At 60.4% G+C, this 15,835-nt stretch carries 16 protein-coding genes; 13 read left to right on the top strand and 3 right to left on the bottom strand.

Annotated features, from left to right (window positions below; all coding sequences use genetic code 11):
• Nucleotide 1 precedes the first annotated feature (1 nt).
• The 12 genes from urtE (at nt 2) to ureG (ending at nt 8,908) form a co-directional block, all read left to right on the top strand.
• Entirely contained in the window at nt 2-697 is a 696-nt protein-coding gene (urtE, locus tag FHT92_RS14520) for an urea ABC transporter ATP-binding subunit UrtE (protein ID WP_183741530.1), read from the top strand.
• A 176-nt stretch (nt 698-873) separates the two neighbouring features.
• Entirely contained in the window at nt 874-1,698 is an 825-nt protein-coding gene (locus tag FHT92_RS14515) for an urease accessory protein UreD (protein WP_183826124.1), read from the top strand.
• Nucleotides 1,699-1,718: 20 nt separating this feature from the next.
• Nucleotides 1,719-2,021, top strand: coding sequence for an urease subunit gamma (locus FHT92_RS14510; RefSeq protein WP_007816043.1), 303 nt, complete (start codon nt 1,719-1,721; stop codon nt 2,019-2,021).
• Between the two features lie 10 nt (nt 2,022-2,031).
• A complete protein-coding gene (locus FHT92_RS14505) occupies nt 2,032-2,283 on the top strand; it encodes a DUF1272 domain-containing protein (RefSeq protein WP_183741526.1) in 252 nt (83 codons plus the stop codon).
• A gap of 10 nt (nt 2,284-2,293) precedes the next feature.
• The gene (locus FHT92_RS14500) at nt 2,294-2,599 is read left to right on the top strand and encodes an urease subunit beta (protein WP_183826121.1); all 306 of its coding nucleotides are present in this window, start codon (nt 2,294-2,296) and stop codon (nt 2,597-2,599) included.
• Nucleotides 2,600-2,626: 27 nt separating this feature from the next.
• Complete coding sequence (locus tag FHT92_RS14495) at nt 2,627-3,037, top strand: lysozyme inhibitor LprI family protein (protein ID WP_183741524.1); 411 nt, start codon at nt 2,627-2,629, stop codon at nt 3,035-3,037.
• A 16-nt stretch (nt 3,038-3,053) separates the two neighbouring features.
• Nucleotides 3,054-3,677, top strand: coding sequence for a Urease operon accessory protein (locus tag FHT92_RS14490; RefSeq protein WP_183826303.1), 624 nt, complete (start codon nt 3,054-3,056; stop codon nt 3,675-3,677).
• Nucleotides 3,678-3,680: 3 nt separating this feature from the next.
• Nucleotides 3,681-5,393 carry an urease subunit alpha gene (ureC, locus tag FHT92_RS14485; RefSeq protein WP_183826118.1) on the top strand — a complete coding sequence of 571 codons (1,713 nt, stop codon included), beginning with the start codon at nt 3,681-3,683 and terminating at the stop codon, nt 5,391-5,393.
• Nucleotides 5,394-6,033: 640 nt separating this feature from the next.
• Nucleotides 6,034-6,897 carry a GGDEF domain-containing protein gene (locus tag FHT92_RS14480; RefSeq protein WP_183741522.1) on the top strand — a complete coding sequence of 288 codons (864 nt, stop codon included), beginning with the start codon at nt 6,034-6,036 and terminating at the stop codon, nt 6,895-6,897.
• An 85-nt stretch (nt 6,898-6,982) separates the two neighbouring features.
• The gene (gene ureE, locus FHT92_RS14475; RefSeq protein WP_183826115.1) at nt 6,983-7,531 is read left to right on the top strand and encodes an urease accessory protein UreE; all 549 of its coding nucleotides are present in this window, start codon (nt 6,983-6,985) and stop codon (nt 7,529-7,531) included.
• Between the two features lie 6 nt (nt 7,532-7,537).
• Nucleotides 7,538-8,209, top strand: a complete 672-nt coding sequence (locus FHT92_RS14470) for an urease accessory protein UreF (protein ID WP_183741520.1) — start codon at nt 7,538-7,540, stop codon at nt 8,207-8,209.
• 87 nt (nt 8,210-8,296) lie between these two features.
• Nucleotides 8,297-8,908 (top strand): urease accessory protein UreG, encoded by a 612-nt coding sequence (ureG, locus tag FHT92_RS14465; protein ID WP_183826113.1) that lies wholly within the window; start codon nt 8,297-8,299, stop codon nt 8,906-8,908.
• Nucleotides 8,909-9,000: 92 nt separating this feature from the next.
• Here ureG and FHT92_RS14460 read toward each other — a convergent pair whose 3' ends face one another.
• The gene (locus FHT92_RS14460) at nt 9,001-9,687 is read right to left on the bottom strand and encodes a Crp/Fnr family transcriptional regulator (RefSeq protein ID WP_183741516.1); all 687 of its coding nucleotides are present in this window, start codon (nt 9,685-9,687) and stop codon (nt 9,001-9,003) included.
• A 464-nt stretch (nt 9,688-10,151) separates the two neighbouring features.
• Between FHT92_RS14460 and FHT92_RS14455 the strand changes: the two genes are divergently transcribed.
• Nucleotides 10,152-11,213, top strand: coding sequence for a LacI family DNA-binding transcriptional regulator (locus FHT92_RS14455; RefSeq protein WP_183826110.1), 1,062 nt, complete (start codon nt 10,152-10,154; stop codon nt 11,211-11,213).
• 57 nt (nt 11,214-11,270) lie between these two features.
• Here the strand turns inward: FHT92_RS14455 and FHT92_RS14450 are convergent, their stop codons facing one another.
• Both FHT92_RS14450 and FHT92_RS14445 read right to left on the bottom strand, forming a co-directional pair.
• The gene (locus FHT92_RS14450; RefSeq protein ID WP_183826107.1) at nt 11,271-14,591 is read right to left on the bottom strand and encodes an efflux RND transporter permease subunit; all 3,321 of its coding nucleotides are present in this window, start codon (nt 14,589-14,591) and stop codon (nt 11,271-11,273) included.
• A 12-nt stretch (nt 14,592-14,603) separates the two neighbouring features.
• Entirely contained in the window at nt 14,604-15,830 is a 1,227-nt protein-coding gene (locus tag FHT92_RS14445) for an efflux RND transporter periplasmic adaptor subunit (protein ID WP_183826104.1), read from the bottom strand.
• Nucleotides 15,831-15,835: the final 5 nt, after the last annotated feature.

Here is a 15,835-nt window from a genome sequence, read left to right as displayed (position 1 = left end):
GATGCTGACAGTCGAAAACGCAAATCTTCATTATGGCGCAGCCCAGGCGCTGCGTGGCATCTCGATCAAGGCCGAGATGGGCAAGATCACCTGCGTGCTGGGGCGTAACGGCGTGGGGAAGAGTTCTCTTCTGCGCGCCGTTACCGGCCAGCATCCGCTGTCTGCCGGTACGATCACCTTCAACGATACCAAGCTGAACGGCTTGCCGCCCTTTGCCCGCGCCAAACAAGGCATCGGTTATGTGCCGCAGGGGCGTGAAATCTTCCCGCTGCTGACGGTGAAGGAAAACCTCGAAACCGGCTTTGCTCCGCTTGGCCGCCGCGACCGTAACATCCCCGACGATATCTTCAGTCTCTTCCCGGTGCTGAAGTCGATGTTGTCGCGTCGCGGCGGCGATCTCTCGGGCGGGCAGCAACAGCAACTGGCGATCGGCCGCGCCATGGTCACGCGGCCGAAGATCCTGGTGCTCGACGAGCCGACCGAGGGCATCCAGCCCTCCATCATTAAGGATATCGGCCGGGCGATCCGGTATCTTCGCGATTCCACCGGCATGGCGATCCTGCTTGTCGAGCAGTATCTCGATTTCTGTCGGGAGCTTGCCGATTATGTCTACATCATGGACCGCGGAGAGATCGTTCACGAGGGTCTTGCCGAGACGCTGGATACGCCGGAAGCGCGCCGCCATCTGACCGTATGATCCCTCTGGCGATCGCGCTGGCAGATGCCGCATTTTGCGGCAGATGCCTTCCGCCCCATCCTTGTGGCCCGTTAGGGCACGGGCACTCGGAAAGCGGCACGGGACTTGCTTTGTTGCAGTCAACAGACACATTCAACGCAAGTTGCCAGACAGGATGGCTTCTGCACGGGGGTGGCATGACAGGCGTGGCAGCGGGCATCACGAGACCGCAGAGAGCAGAAGGACGCGGGCATCTTGCTGCCAAGGTGCAGGGCGGGCGTACGCGGATTCAGGAGCTTTATCAGGAAGGTGCGGCGAAGATCCGCCTGCCGGATACGTTCGATGCCTCGATGGAAGCCGTCATCATCAATACGGCCGGCGGATTGACTGGCGGCGACCGGATGAACTGGAGCGTGTCAGCGGGAGCGGGTACGCGCATCGACGTGACGACGCAAGCCTGCGAGAAGATCTACAGGGCATCGGCCGGAACGGCAGATGTGACGACGCAGATCACGGTGGGACCAGGCGCCCGCGTCGACTGGCTGCCGCAGGAGACCATTCTTTTCGATCGTGCATCGCTGTTTCGTCGTCTGGATGTCGATCTCGATGACAGCGCAGAGTTCCTCGCCGTCGAGGCAATCCTGCTCGGGCGCAAGGCGATGGGCGAGACGATGGAAACAGGGCTGTTTCGCGATCGCTGGCGCATCCGTCGGTCGGGCCAGCTTGTTCATGCCGAGGAACTGCGCCTTTCCGATGCGGTGGCGCTGCTTGCGGCAGAGCAGGCGGTGCTCGGCGGGCAGGTGGCTTTCGCGACGGTGCTTTATGCCGGACCGATGTCGGAAGCCTATCTCGCCAAAGTGCGACCGCTGGTGGACGGGCATATGGGCGGAGCAAGCGCCTGGAGCGATAAAATCGTCGTGCGCCTTGCTGCAGCCGATGGCTTTGCTCTCAGAAAAATCCTCATCCCGGTCATTTCCGCCTTGCGCAATGGAGCGCCTGTGCCGAAAGTCTGGAATCTATGAGTTCAACAAGCGGATAGACGATGAACCTCACTCCGAGAGAAAAAGACAAGCTGTTGATTTCCATGGCCGCCATGGTGGCCCGCCGGCGGCTGGAGCGCGGCGTCAAGCTGAACTATCCGGAGGCGATCGCCCTCATTAGCGATTTCGTCGTCGAAGGCGCCCGTGACGGCCGCCCGGTCGCCGAACTGATGGAAGCTGGCGCCCATGTGATCAGCCGCGACCAGGTGATGGAAGGCATTGCCGAGATGATCCATGACGTGCAGGTCGAGGCGACATTCCCCGACGGCACGAAGCTTGTGACCGTGCACGAACCAATCCGCTGAGGAGCGCGCCATGCTGGACCTGCGACCCAATTGCGAATGCTGCGACAAGGATCTGCCGCCCGACAGCGCGGAAGCGATGATCTGCACCTTCGAATGCACGTTCTGTGCGGCTTGTGTCGACAATGTGCTGAAGGGCGAGTGCCCCAATTGCGGCGGCAATTTTGCCGCCCGACCGATTCGGCCCGCATCGAAACTTGAGAAATATCCGGCTTCGACGAAGCGTGTTCTGAAGGCCGAGGGCTGTGCGCCCGAGGCGGCTTAAGGAGAGATACATGATCCCTGGCGAAATCATTGCCGCTGATGGCGAGATCGAGCTCAATGCCGGCGCACCGACCGTGACGCTCGACGTTTCCAATACTGGTGACCGCCCTGTGCAGGTGGGCAGCCACTATCATTTTGCCGAAACCAATGCCGGCCTGTCCTTCGATCGTGACAAGGCTCACGGCATGCGCCTCGACATTCCCTCGGGCACGGCCGTCCGTTTCGAGCCGGGCCAGACCCGCTCGGTGACGCTCATACCGCTCTCCGGCAAGCGCGAAGTCTATGGCTTCCGCCAGCTCGTCATGGGCCGGCTCTAATTAAAAGAAAATGACGGGAGGAAATTCATGCGCTTGAAGATCGGGCTCATCGGTGGGGCATTTGTGCTGCTTGCCGCCTGTGCCGCCCATGCCGAGGATGTGGACTGCGACAATGCTCAGACACAGTCCGACATGACGAGCTGCGCGCAGGCGCGCTATGAGGAGGCCGACAAGGCGCTCAATGCCCAGTACAAGCAGACACGCGCAGCAATGGTGGCGATGGACAAGGATCTCGATGGTGACATGAAGGGTGCCGAACAGGCGCTTCTCAAGGCACAGCGCGCCTGGATCAGTTATCGCGACGCTCACTGTGAGAATTACGGCTTTCAGGCACGCGGCGGCACGATGGAGCCAATGCTGGTGGCGGGCTGTCTTGCTGACCTGACGGACCTCAGGACCAAGGAGCTCAAAGAACTCGCCAATGGAATGGGCCAGTAAGGTGGGCAGGACGATCATGATCGTGGGCAACGGCGAAGTGGGAGAAGGAGGGGCTGAGATCATCGATGCCGCAGACCTCGTCATCCGCTTCAACGAATGCCGCTCCTATGGTGCCGGCGGCACGCGCACTGATGTGGTTGCCGTATGCAATACCGGCCGGCCCGCCAAGGCCATACTCGGCTCCGAAAGCTGGCGCATCCATCCCGGTGTTGTCGAAGCCTCGGAAATCTGGAGTGTGCGTGATCCCAAAAAATTCGCGGCGATGCGGGCACCTCTTGCGGCTTCGCATCCGGAGCTCGATGATTTCTGCGACGATTACACCAGCCAATTCAACGCTTTCTGTGCTGAAGCCGGCAAGGTGCATCGGATCGTTGACAAACAGGTTCACGAAGCCGTCGATCAGGCGCTGTCTGCCTTCTCGCCGGCGCCTTACGTCGTGCCGAGCAGCGGCATGATCGTGATCGGCGAAGTGCTCGACAGATTTCCCAACGACGAGGTGACGCTCGCAGGTTTCGGCCATGTGGGCTGGGAATGGCATCCCTTCGCCGCCGAAAAGCAGCTCGTCGACTCCTATATTGCGGCCGGCCGTCTCAGGCGGTTTGCCGGAAAACCATTCGTCTCTTCCTCCCAAGGAGCCTGATAGATGCCCCACAAGATCTCTCGCAAGGCATACGCCGGCATGTTCGGTCCGACCATCGGCGACAAGGTCCGCCTTGCCGATACGGAGCTTTTTATCGAGATCGAAAAGGATTTTACCACCTATGGCGAAGAGGTGAAGTTCGGCGGCGGGAAAGTCATCCGTGACGGCATGGGCCAGAGCCAGGTGACGCGGGCGGATGGCGCGGTCGATACCGTCATCACCAATGCCGTCATCATCGACCATTCCGGCATCTACAAGGCTGATATCGGCCTGAAGGACGGTCGTATCGCGGCGATCGGCAAGGCCGGCAATCCGGACACACAGCCCGGTGTCAACATCATAGTCGGTCCGGGTACGGAAGCGATTGCCGGTGAAGGCAAGATCATCACGGCCGGCGGCATGGATAGCCACATCCATTTCATCGCTCCGCAGCAGATCGAAGAAGCGCTGATGAGCGGGCTCACCTGTATGCTAGGCGGCGGCACCGGGCCTGCGCACGGCACACTGGCGACCACCTGTACCCCAGGTCCGTGGCATATCGCGCGCATGATCGAGGCTGCCGATGCCTTCCCGATGAACCTTGCTTTCGCCGGCAAGGGCAATGCGTCGCTGCCGGGCGCATTGCAGGAAATGGTGCTTGCCGGTGCGACCTCGCTTAAGCTGCACGAGGATTGGGGCACGACGCCCGGCGCCATCGACTGCTGCCTGTCGGTTGCAGACGAATATGACGTACAGGTGATGATCCATACCGATACGCTGAACGAAAGCGGCTTCGTGGAAGATACGATCGGCGCGATCAAGGGCCGTACCATCCATGCCTTCCATACGGAGGGTGCGGGTGGCGGTCACGCACCCGACATCATCAAGATCTGCGGTCAACCGAACGTCATTCCGTCATCCACCAACCCGACGCGGCCCTATACGGTCAACACGATTGCCGAGCATTTGGACATGCTGATGGTGTGCCATCACCTGTCGCCGTCGATCCCTGAGGATATCGCCTTTGCTGAAAGCCGTATCCGAAAGGAGACGATCGCTGCGGAAGACATCCTGCACGATATCGGAGCGTTCTCGATCATCTCCTCGGACAGTCAGGCCATGGGCCGTGTCGGTGAGGTGCTGATCCGCACCTGGCAAACCGCAGACAAGATGAAGCGCCAGCGCGGCCGTCTGAAAGAAGAAAAGGGCGACAACGACAATTTCCGTGTCCGCCGTTACGTCGCCAAATACACGATCAATCCGGCGATTGCGCACGGGCTGTCGCACGAGATCGGCTCCATCGAAATCGGCAAGCGCGCCGATCTCGTCCTATGGAACCCGGCCTTTTTCGGCGTGAAGCCGGATATGGTGCTGCTCGGCGGCTCCATTGCCGCGGCACCCATGGGCGATCCAAATGCCTCGATCCCGACGCCTCAACCGGTGCATTACCGGCCGATGTTTGCGTCCTTCGGCAAGAGCCTGACGAACTCTTCGGTCACCTTCGTTTCGCAGGCTTCGCTCGATGCCGGCCTCAAGGGCCGTCTCGGTGTTGCCAAGGATCTCGTTGCAGTGAAGAACACTCGCGGCGGCATCTCCAAGGCGTCGATGGTCCACAACGACCTCACCCCCGACATCGAGGTTGATCCGGAAACCTACGAAGTACGGGCGAATGGGGAGTTGCTGACCTGCGAACCGGCAACGGTGCTGCCGATGGCGCAGCGATATTTCCTGTTCTGAGATCATTCGTTCAGGGGCGGTTTGAAGTGGCAGCGCGATGGCTGATACGGCTGACCGCGCTGCTACTGGCTGGCGGCACGGTCATTCCGAGGCGGCTGCTCGTCGCAGCCTTTTGGCTGCAACATACGGACTGCACATGGACTACGGCGGCGCTCCGGACAGGCGGCTCGCGAACAGGTTCATGGAACCCGTTGCCGCAGACGCTCGTGCTTTCGCCTATCCTCCATGATTAAAGTATAGAGATATTCTGCAATCTTGGCGCCGTTGATTCCGTAGCGTTATTTCCCGTTTTAACCCTTGTCTTTAAGACGCGCTGCTCACCACCGTTGCCCTTAAAGCGAAATCCGAACGTCGCTCTCCAGATGGTTGTAAAAACCTGTAGGTGGACTGTGGTTTTTCAGCCATAGTCCATTCTGAAACACGCGCCTGGAAATCCACATTAAATACATTTAAAATCAATTAGTTAGGCGTATTTCCCATGGCGGGCGTGCCTGTGCCGAAAAGTTGCACCTCCTGCTAGAAAAAACAGATCGGCCGAATCCTCTGAAATCGCTCGGATTTTAGTAATTGAATTAAGACCTCCGCAGCAACTGCAACCCTATCAATGCCTTGGAAACGCTGTGCAGGAAGGCCGATTCTCATGGAAAACTGGATATCGCTTCAGGCTGAACTGGGCAGTTTCGAGCATCGCAAGACCGTTTATACTTTTGCGCTGAAGATGAGTTTTTTGGCAGTTATTCTGTCCGGCTTCATCATCGGGGTGACGCTGCCTCCGCTCAACTTCATGGGGGTGCTGCCGATCACACTCGGGCACGCCATGACCTTTGCCATCATCCTCTCCTGGCTGATCGGCGGAATGGTGTCCGGCGTGCTGTCGCTCGTTGCTGGCTTCGCCATTCACGACCTGACCGTCTCCCGTGCCAAATTCGAAAAGCTCAGCCGCACTGATACATTGTCAGGACTCCTGAACCGGCGCGCTTTCACCGACGCCCTGGAAAGGGTGGACGGCGATGCCTGCCTCGCCATTTTCGACGTAGACCGTTTCAAGGCTATCAACGATCGTTTCGGCCATGGCTGCGGTGATGCCGTGATTACTGCCGTCTCAGCCATGCTTTCCGCGGCTTTCGACGGCGCGTCGGTCGTGGCGCGGCTCGGCGGTGAGGAGTTTGGTGTCGTCGTTCAGGGCGGGACGCCGGAGGAGCGCGTGGCACGCATCGAAGGGGTGAGAGCACAGATTGCTGCGCGGCCGATTCCGGCGGATGGGCATGCCGTCACCATCACGATATCAGGCGGCATTGCCGATCTTCATGAGGGACGGGACAAGGAGGCGGTCTATGCCTCCGCCGACAAGGCGCTCTATCTCGCCAAGGCGCTCGGCCGCAATCGTGTCGTCCATGAGCGGGAAGGGCTGAACCACGCCTGGCACGGGCTGGTGGAAAACGGCCTCGGGGTGCAGGGTGTTGCGCCTGAGGAGGCAGGCCTGCTGCAGGCATCTGGAATCTAGGCCAGTTCGTCACGAAACGTGCATTGGTGCTTGCATCCTGAAGGGCTATTTTGCATGGTCTAGGCCCCAGTTTAACGGATATGTCATGCAGCGCGTCACATCTTATCTGCCCGCCGGCACCCCTTCCGCCCATCCGACCGCACAGGTCAAGCTGCCGCACGATCTGCGGCACCTGCGCCGCAAGCTCCTGCATTTGGAGAATGGCGAGATGGTGATGCTCGATCTCAAGGAGCCGGTGCTTTTTGCCAATGGCGATATGCTGGTGCGCGAGGATGGCGAGCTGATCGAAATCCTCGCCGCCGACGAGAAGCTGTTTGAAGTGCGCGGCCGCGACCGCGTGCATCTGACCGAACTCGCCTGGCACCTCGGCAACCGCCATCTCGCGGCGCAGATCGAGGAGGATCGCATCCTGATCCTGCGCGATCACGTTATCCGCACCATGCTGCAGGGGCTGGGTGCGATGGTGCTTGATATCAACGAACCCTTCCAGCCGGCCCGCGGCGCCTATCATTCTCATGGCGGACATTCGCACGGTCATGACCATCATGATCACGACCACGAGCACCATGACCATGGGCACGATCATCACGACCATGACCATGAGCATGGTCACCATCATCACAAACACGATTGATGCGTGATGGCTGAGGATCGTGAGCTGCAGGCTCTGCTACGCCTGACGGCATGGCTTTCGCCGGCCTTTCCGATCGGTTCCTTTGCCTATTCCGGCGGCCTGGAGCGGGCGGTAGCGGATGGACTCGTCGGCGACGCGGAGATGTTGCGGCGCTGGCTGGAGACGCTGACCGGCAGCGGTTCGGTCTGGAACGATGCGGTGCTTCTTGCCGAAAGCCATCGTGGTCATGGCAATGGGGATCGCCTTGCGGGGCTTGCCGAACTGGCTGCAGCCCTTGCGGGGTCGCGCGAGCGGCATCAGGAAACGCTGCTGCTCGGAGAAGCTTTTCTCACGGCTGCGCAAGCCTGGCCGGACGACGTGTTCGGTCGGTTACCGAAGAAAACAGCCTATCCGGTTGCCGTTGGCGCGATAACGGGCGCGCATGGCATTCAGCTGGAAAAGGCGCTTGTCGCCTTTCTGCACGCCTATCTCTCTCAAGCCGTTTCCGCCGGTATCCGGCTCGGCGTTGCGGGGCAGAAGGACGGCGTTGGCATCCTTGCCGGACTGGAGGAGCACGTGATCGATATTGCCGCGCGTGCAGCTCGCTCCGATCTTGACGATTTGGGTTCGGCGACGGTCCAGGCCGATATCGCCGGGCTTCGCCACGAGACGCAGCAGACGCGGCTGTTCCGCTCGTGATGTGAAATTACCCGCGCAGCTGCGTCATTTGACGGTGGCGGGAAAGCAGCGCTTCGCTATCATCCGACTTCGATTGGAGTAAGACATATGAAATCAAGAAACGGACCCCTGCGCGTCGGTATCGGCGGCCCGGTCGGCTCTGGCAAGACGGCGCTGACTGAAAAGCTCTGCAAGGCGATGCGTGACGACTATTCCGTCGCTGTCGTAACCAATGACATCTACACGACCGAAGATGCTGAGGCGCTGGTGCGCATGCAGGCGCTGCCGTCCGAGCGCATCGTCGGCGTCGAGACCGGCGGCTGCCCGCATACTGCCATCCGTGAAGATGCGACGATCAACCTGCAGGCCATCGCAGGTCTCAACGAGCGCATTCCCGATCTCGACGTCGTTTTCATCGAATCCGGCGGTGACAATCTGGCGGCGACCTTTTCGCCTGACCTTGCCGACATCACCATCTATGTGATCTCCGTCTGCCAGGGTGAGGAAATTCCGCGCAAGGGTGGTCCGGGCATTACAAGGTCGGATCTTCTCGTGATCAATAAGAAGGATCTGGCGCCTTATGTCGGGGCCGACCTCGAAGTGATGGACCGGGATGCGACACGCATGCGCGCAACGCGCCCTTTCGTCTTTTCCGACATGAAGCGCGGTGACGGCATCAATTCGATCGTCGACTTCCTGCGGGTGCAAGGCGGTCTATAGAGCAGCTCCGGTTTTTCGAATAACGGGAGATGCTCTATCTCCCTGTTCTTATTCAATTCCGGACGCAAAACCGCTGTGCACTTTGCTGGAGCCTAGATACGCTTCAGGATGTTGACGTCGCTGACGGCGATGAAGCGGCCGCGAACGGTCACACCTGCTGATTTGAGCGTCGAAAAGGCGCGCGAGAGCGCCTCGGGTGCGAGCCCCAGCTTTCGGGCGAGCAGGTTCTTCGGGAAGGGCAGCCGCAGCGAGGCAGTTGCTACGCCGTCCTCCACGCAATGAGAGAGAATGTAATGCGCCACACGCTGTGGAGCGGTCTGCATGCGATCGTTGGCCAGGCATTCCAGCGTGGCCAGCAGATGCAGCGAGAGGCTGTGCATAATGGCGGTGCCGATCTGCGGGTGTTCCGCCAAGAGAGCGCGCACCTTACCAATATGGAAGCGGGCGAGCACCGTGTTGTCCATCGACTGAGCTCCGTAGCGATAGGTGCCGCCAGCCTGAATGAGGCATTCAGCAAAACTGTCGCCCGGTTCGCAGATCCGGATATCTGCCTCCCTGCCTTCGCCGTTGAGGCGAAAGAGCCGCACGTAACCCTCCAATACGCTATAGAAATAAACGCCAGGTTCGCCTTCCTGGAAGAGAATGTCGTGCGAAGCGGAGGAGATCACGGTAGAGCAGGCGCGTAACGCTTCTGCTTCAGCGCCATTCAGCTCTGCAAAAATTCCAGCCCTCGAGAGCAGCGTCCGCTCGCGACTGTTCGGCATCAGCATTCTGTTCATGTTCCGGCCCTCCGGCAGCGGTTCATGCCGCCAATCTCCCTGACGATGCCAGAATAGGGGAAGTAAAGCGCGGCGGAATTGATTTTGATCAAACGCTGCCGTTACATGTACTATCGAGGCCTGCGGTCGGTCGGTATAGTAAAGGACCAGGCGTCCGGGCGTTTGCCGTTTCCCATCAAGCGACGCGTGAAAGGAAGCAAGACAAACAGGTGCTTGCCCCGTTCCCTTTCTTCAGCGGGGTGGTTGTCGCGCGGGTTACCCCACCGGTACTCGTAAAGGTCCTTGAATAGCGAACTGATCGGAATCATCGCCTCATTCTCCATCGTTTGAATCGATTCAAAAGCTCGATAGAGTTATTGAACCGATTCAATCCTCGCTCTCGTCCTCGACTTTGTCAAGTTTATTTTGAACCGATACAATCCTTTGCTACTCTGTGCATAAATCCGCACTCGCAAGGAGCAGCTTTGGGTAAAGGGCATGTAAGGTTGGCCGATGTCGCCAAGGCGGCAGGCGTATCGCAGGGCACGGCATCGAATGTTTTCAGCCGTCCTGACGTGGTCCGGGAGGAAGTGCGCGAGCGGGTGCTCAACGTCGCCCGCGAGCTCGGTTACGGTGGGCCTGATGTGAAGGGCAGGCTGCTGAGGGCAGGGCGGGTGAACGCGATCGGCGTCGCCGCCGTGGAACCGCTCACCTATTTTTTTGACGATCCCTGGGCGCGTTCGCTGATGACGGCGATCGGCGAGGTCTGTGACGCCAGCGGCACCGGCATTGCCGTCGTATCGGCGATGAACGAGGAGAGGCTTGCCTGGAACATCAACAGCGCGCTCGTCGACGGCTTCATTCTGCTTTGCGTGGAAGGCGGAGAAAGGCTCGTGGAACTCACCCGTCAACGCCAGCTGCCGTTCATCGCGCTGGCTCTCGGCATTGAGGACGAGACCATTCCGGCGATCGGCATCGACAATGTCGCTGGCGGAGCTGCGGCCGCGCGGCATCTGCTGGAACTCGGGCACCGTGACATTGCGATCCTGTCGATCGGCGATGTCGATGGTCTTGTCGGCCTGGTGGCGCCCGAGCGTGTCGATCCTGAAATGGAAGCCACCCCGCGTGACCGCATGCATGGCTATTGGCAGGCGCTGGCGGAATTCGGCATCCCCCGCGAGGCCGTTTCGATCCAGGGGACATTGCATGACAGGCCGAGCACGCTGACGGCGATGGAGGCGCTGTTCTCCACCGATAATCCGCCGACGGCGATTCTGGCCATGTCGGATAAGGTCGCGCTGTTTGCCATGCAGTGGCTGGCGGAGAGGGGGCTGAAGGTACCCGAGGACGTTTCCATCATCGGCTTTGACGGCGTGCCAGAAGCTGCAGCCTCGTTGCCGCGTCTCACCACCGTCGCGCAGCCCTTTGCGGAAATTGCGCGGCGGTCGGTAACGGCAATCCTGGAAAATGCGCTGCCGAAAAATCACGAGGCGCTCGATCTCGAACTCGTCGTGAGAGACAGCACTGCGGCCCCAAGGCCGCAGTGAGCGTGGACAACAAAAAGGCCGGATCGGCGCCCGGCCTTTTATCCGATGGTCCCGGCCTTATTCTGCCGCGAATGGCGGCAGGCGCAGCACGTTGGTGTCATTGCCGGTCTTGCGCTTGCTTGCCGGCTTCTCGATCGCGTTCAGGCGCTCCTCGAGAGCCTCGATGGCGTTCTGGCTCGTTTTGAGTTCGCGGGTAATTTCCTCACGCGACATGGCCAGTTCCTCCTCATCCTTCTTGCCGACGAGGCGGCCGAACAGCCAGCCGAGCAGGCGGGAAAGATCGTCCATGATGAGGAAGAAGGAGGGGACGACGACGAGCGAGAGCACTGTCGAGACTATGATGCCGCCAATCACCGCGATAGCCATTGGCGCACGGAACGAGCCGCCTTCGCCGACGCCGAGCGCGGAAGGCAACATGCCCGCCGACATGGCGATCGAGGTCATGATGATCGGCCGGGCGCGCTTGCGGCCGGCTTCGACCATGGCGTCGACGCGAGCCATGCCGCGATGGCGCATCTCAATCGCGAAATCGACGAGCAGGATAGCGTTCTTGGTGACAATACCCATCAGCATCAGGATGCCGATCATGACGGGCATCGACAGCGGGTTGCTGGTGAGGATCAGGCCGGCCGCCACGCCGCCGATGGCGAGCGGCAGCGAGAACAGGATGGTGAAGGGCTGGATCACATCCTTGAAGAGGAGGATCAGCACGGTCAGCACCAGCAGGAGACCCATCAACATGGCGTTGACGAAACTCTGCTGCATTTCGGTCTGAACCTTGGTGTCGCCGCTTTCGGCAAGATGCACCGTGGCCGGGATATTGGCGTCATTGACGATCTGGCGGAAGCGGGCCGAGGCGGTGTCGAGTGCTACGCCCTGCGGCAGGTCCGAGCCGATCGAAACGACGCGGTAACGGTTGTTACGCTTGATCGAGCTTACGCCTTCCGAATAATCGATGTTGGCGACGGTTGCGAGCGGAACGGTACCGCCGCTGGCAGTCTGGATCTTCAATGCGCGGATGGCTGCAAGATCGCGGCGCATGTCGACCGCCGCCTGTACCCGGATCGGGATCTGGCGATCGTCGAGCGAGATCTTGGCAAGGGCCGCGTCGACATCGCCGATGGTGGCGACGCGGATCGTCTCGGAGATCTGCTGCGGCGTGATACCGAGGCGGGCGGCCTCGTCCTTGCGCGGGTAGACTTGCAGTTCCGGACGGGGCAAGGCGCCATCGGCGCTGACATTGGCGAGCAGCGGATCGGCGCGGAGCTTCGATTCCAGAATGCCGATGGCGTCGTTCAGATCCTTCTCGTTCTTGGAAAGGAAATTGAAGGAGAGGTCGCGTTCGCCGCGGTCATTCAGTTTCAGGATGTGGACGTCCGGAATGTCGCGCAGCTTGGCGAAGACTTCCTTCTCGATATCCCATTGCGGACGTTCACGGCCGTGGACTTCCACCTTCGGCAGCATCGGACCGATGACCGGAATATGGCCCAGCACATCGTTGACCACCTTCTTGATCAGCGATTGGTCGAGCTTGTGGAGCGCCAGCGTGATGGTCGCACGCCGCAGTTCGAGATCGCCCTTCGGCGATGCGCCGCCGAGGACGAAGACGCTTTCGACGCCGTTGATGTCCTTGACCCTGTCATAGATCGCTTTCGTCGTCTTCTCGGTGTCGTCGAGCCGCGCATTCGGCGGCAGTTCGACCGAGAGAACGATGCGCGAGGCATCTTCCGGCGGCAGGAAACTGCCCGGAACCTTCATCAGCAGGAAAACCGAACCAACGAGGAAGCCAATCGCCGCAAGCAGTGTCAGATATCGTGAATACTTATGCCCCGTCGTACTGCGTATCAGGCGCGTATAACCCTTCATCAGCAAGCCATCATTGTCGTGATGGTCTTCCATGCCGTCTTCGGCGCGCATGAGATAAGCGGCCATCATCGGGGTGATGAGGCGCGCGACCAGCAGTGAGAAGAAGACGGAAAAGGCCACGGTCAGGCCGAACTGAATGAAGTACTGGCCCGGAATGCCCGGCATGAAGGAAACCGGCACGAAGACGGCGATGATGGTGAAGGTGGTGGCGATGACGGCGAGGCCGATTTCGTCCGCCGCCTCGATCGCCGCTCTATAGGGCGTCTTGCCCATCTTGATGTGGCGGGCGATGTTCTCGATTTCAACGATCGCATCGTCGACCAGAATACCTGTCGCGAGCGTCAGGGCGAGGAAGCTGACCAGGTTCAGAGAGAAGCCCATTAGATCCATGACCCAGAAGGTCGGGATCGCCGAGAGCGGCAAGGCGATGGCCGAAATCAGGGTCGCGCGCCAGTTCCGGAGGAACAGGAGGACCACGATGACGGCGAGCAGGGCGCCTTCGAGCAGAGTATGGATGGCGGCTTCATAGTTGCCGTAGGTGAAATAGACCGAATCGTCGATCATCTCGATCTTCACGTTCGGGTTTTCGCTTCGCACCTTGTCGAGGCTCTGCGCGACGGTTTCGGCGACGCTGACTTCGCTGGCGCCTTTCGAGCGGAAGACGCCGAAGGTGACGACCGGTGTGTCGTCGAAGCGCGAGAAGGATTTCGGCTCCTCGTACGTATCCTTGATGACGCCGAGATCGGACAGCTTGACGAAGCGGCCGTTGGGCAGGGCAATCGTCGTATCGGCGAGTTCAGCGACGTTGCGGGCGTCTCCGAGAACGCGGATCGCCTGTTCGCTGCCGGCCACCTGGCCGCGGCCGGAGCCGAGGTCGATGTTGGTACCACGCAGCTGCTGGTTCACGCTTGCGGCGGTAATGCCGTAGGCGTCGAGCTTGCCGGGCGTAAGTTCGATGCGCACTTCGCGCTCTGCGCCGCCGTACCGGTCGACGCGGCCGATGCCGGCCTGACCCTGCAGTGCACGCTTGATCGTGTCATCCACGAACCAGGAGAGTTCTTCCAGCGACATGTCGGGCGAGGAAACGGCGAAGGTCTGGATCGCCTGACCCTCGACGTCGACCTTGGTAACAATCGGCGTTTCGGCTGTTGCGGGCAGATCGCTGCGAATGCGGTCGATCGCGTCCTTGACGTCCTGTACGGCCTGTTCTGTCGGCACTTCCATCCGGAACATGACGTTGGTCTGCGAGCTGCCGTCGGTCACAGTCGACTGGATTTCGTCGATGCCGGTAATGGAGGCGATCGCGTCTTCGATCTCCTTCGTCACCTGCATTTCGAGTTCGGCCGGGGAAGCGCCGCTCTGCGTCACGCTGATCGAAACGAGCGGCACGTCGATATTCGGGAAGCGGGTGATCGGCAGTTTATTGAAGGACTGCATGCCGATGAATATCAGCAGGCAGAAGGCCAGGAGCGGCGCGATCGGGTTTCGAATGGACCAGGCTGAAAAATTCATCGGATGGTCTCTTTAGTTGGAAGCCGGAGGCTGTTCACGCACCGGCGTGATGTGGTCGCCATCACGGACATAGGCGCCCGCCTTGGCCACGACCTCGTCGCCGCTCTTCAATCCATCGACGATCTCGACATAGGCACCGTCCTGGATACCGGTCTGGATCTTGGCGAATTTTACGACACCGTCCTCGACCCTGCGGGCCGAGGAGCCTTCAATGCCGGTGAGCACGGCGGTCAGGGGAAGCGACACGCCCTCCGTCTCGCGGACGATGATCTCGGCGCTCCCATACATGCCTGAACGTGCCTTGCTGTCGTCGTCGATGGAGATATGGACCAGGCCGAGGCGAGTGACCGGGTCTACAGTCGGCGAAACCAGGCGGACGGCGCCGGAAAGTTTTTCCCGGCTGCCAGAAAGCGAAATCGTCGCCTTCTGGCCGGCCATCACCTTGACGATGTCGCTTTCGGCGACTTCGGCGACAAGCTCGATATCGCCGTCGCGGATGAGCGTGAACAGCGGATCGCCGTTGCCGGCGGCAATGGCGCCGACCTTGGCGTTCTTTGCCGAAATCGTGCCGGCGACCGGCGTCTTCACGTCGGTTCGCGCGAGTTTCAGATCCGCATCGGCAATCTGGCTGTCGAAGACCTTGAGATCGGCTTCGGCGACCTCGATCGCCTGTTCGGCGGAAACGACGCGGGCGTTAGCAGCGGCAGCAGTCGCATCGGCCTGCTCGACCTGGGCAGTCGAAACCGTACCCTTCTTACCCATTTCCTGGGCGCGGGCTTGCTGCTGCCGTGCCTGTTCGGCATTGGCCTGCGCTTCGATGAGCTGGGCGCGCAGCTGGGCGAGGGTTGCCTCGCCCTTGGCTTTCGTCGCCATCATCTGGCTCTTTTCAAGGACCAGCGCGTCATCGTTCAGCGTGGCAAGCGTGCTTTCCGCTTGAACTTTGTCGCCGACATCGGCTTTCAACGTGCGGATCGAAAGGCCTTCGACCTGGGGCTGGATATAGACTTCCTCGACGGGCTTGACCGTTCCCGTGCCGATGACACGGTCGACGAGGGTGCGGTTCTCCGCCTTAGTGACGACGATCGCCGGCAGGTTCTGCAGGGCCTGCGGCTGAGAAGTCTGGGATTCCTGGGCAAATACAGCCGAGGCCGCAAAAGTGGCGACAAAAAGGGCCGAGACCGCAAAAGCGGCGACAGGGAAAGTGGAGGCGCGTAGTAATGCTTGCGGCTTCAGGGCCATGCGTC

It is taken from the genome of Rhizobium sp. BK377, assembly GCF_014193935.1.
Lineage (GTDB): Bacteria > Pseudomonadota > Alphaproteobacteria > Rhizobiales > Rhizobiaceae > Rhizobium.
The sequence above is the reverse complement of the archived record's forward strand: the minus strand, read 5'-3'. Positions and strand labels throughout refer to the sequence as shown.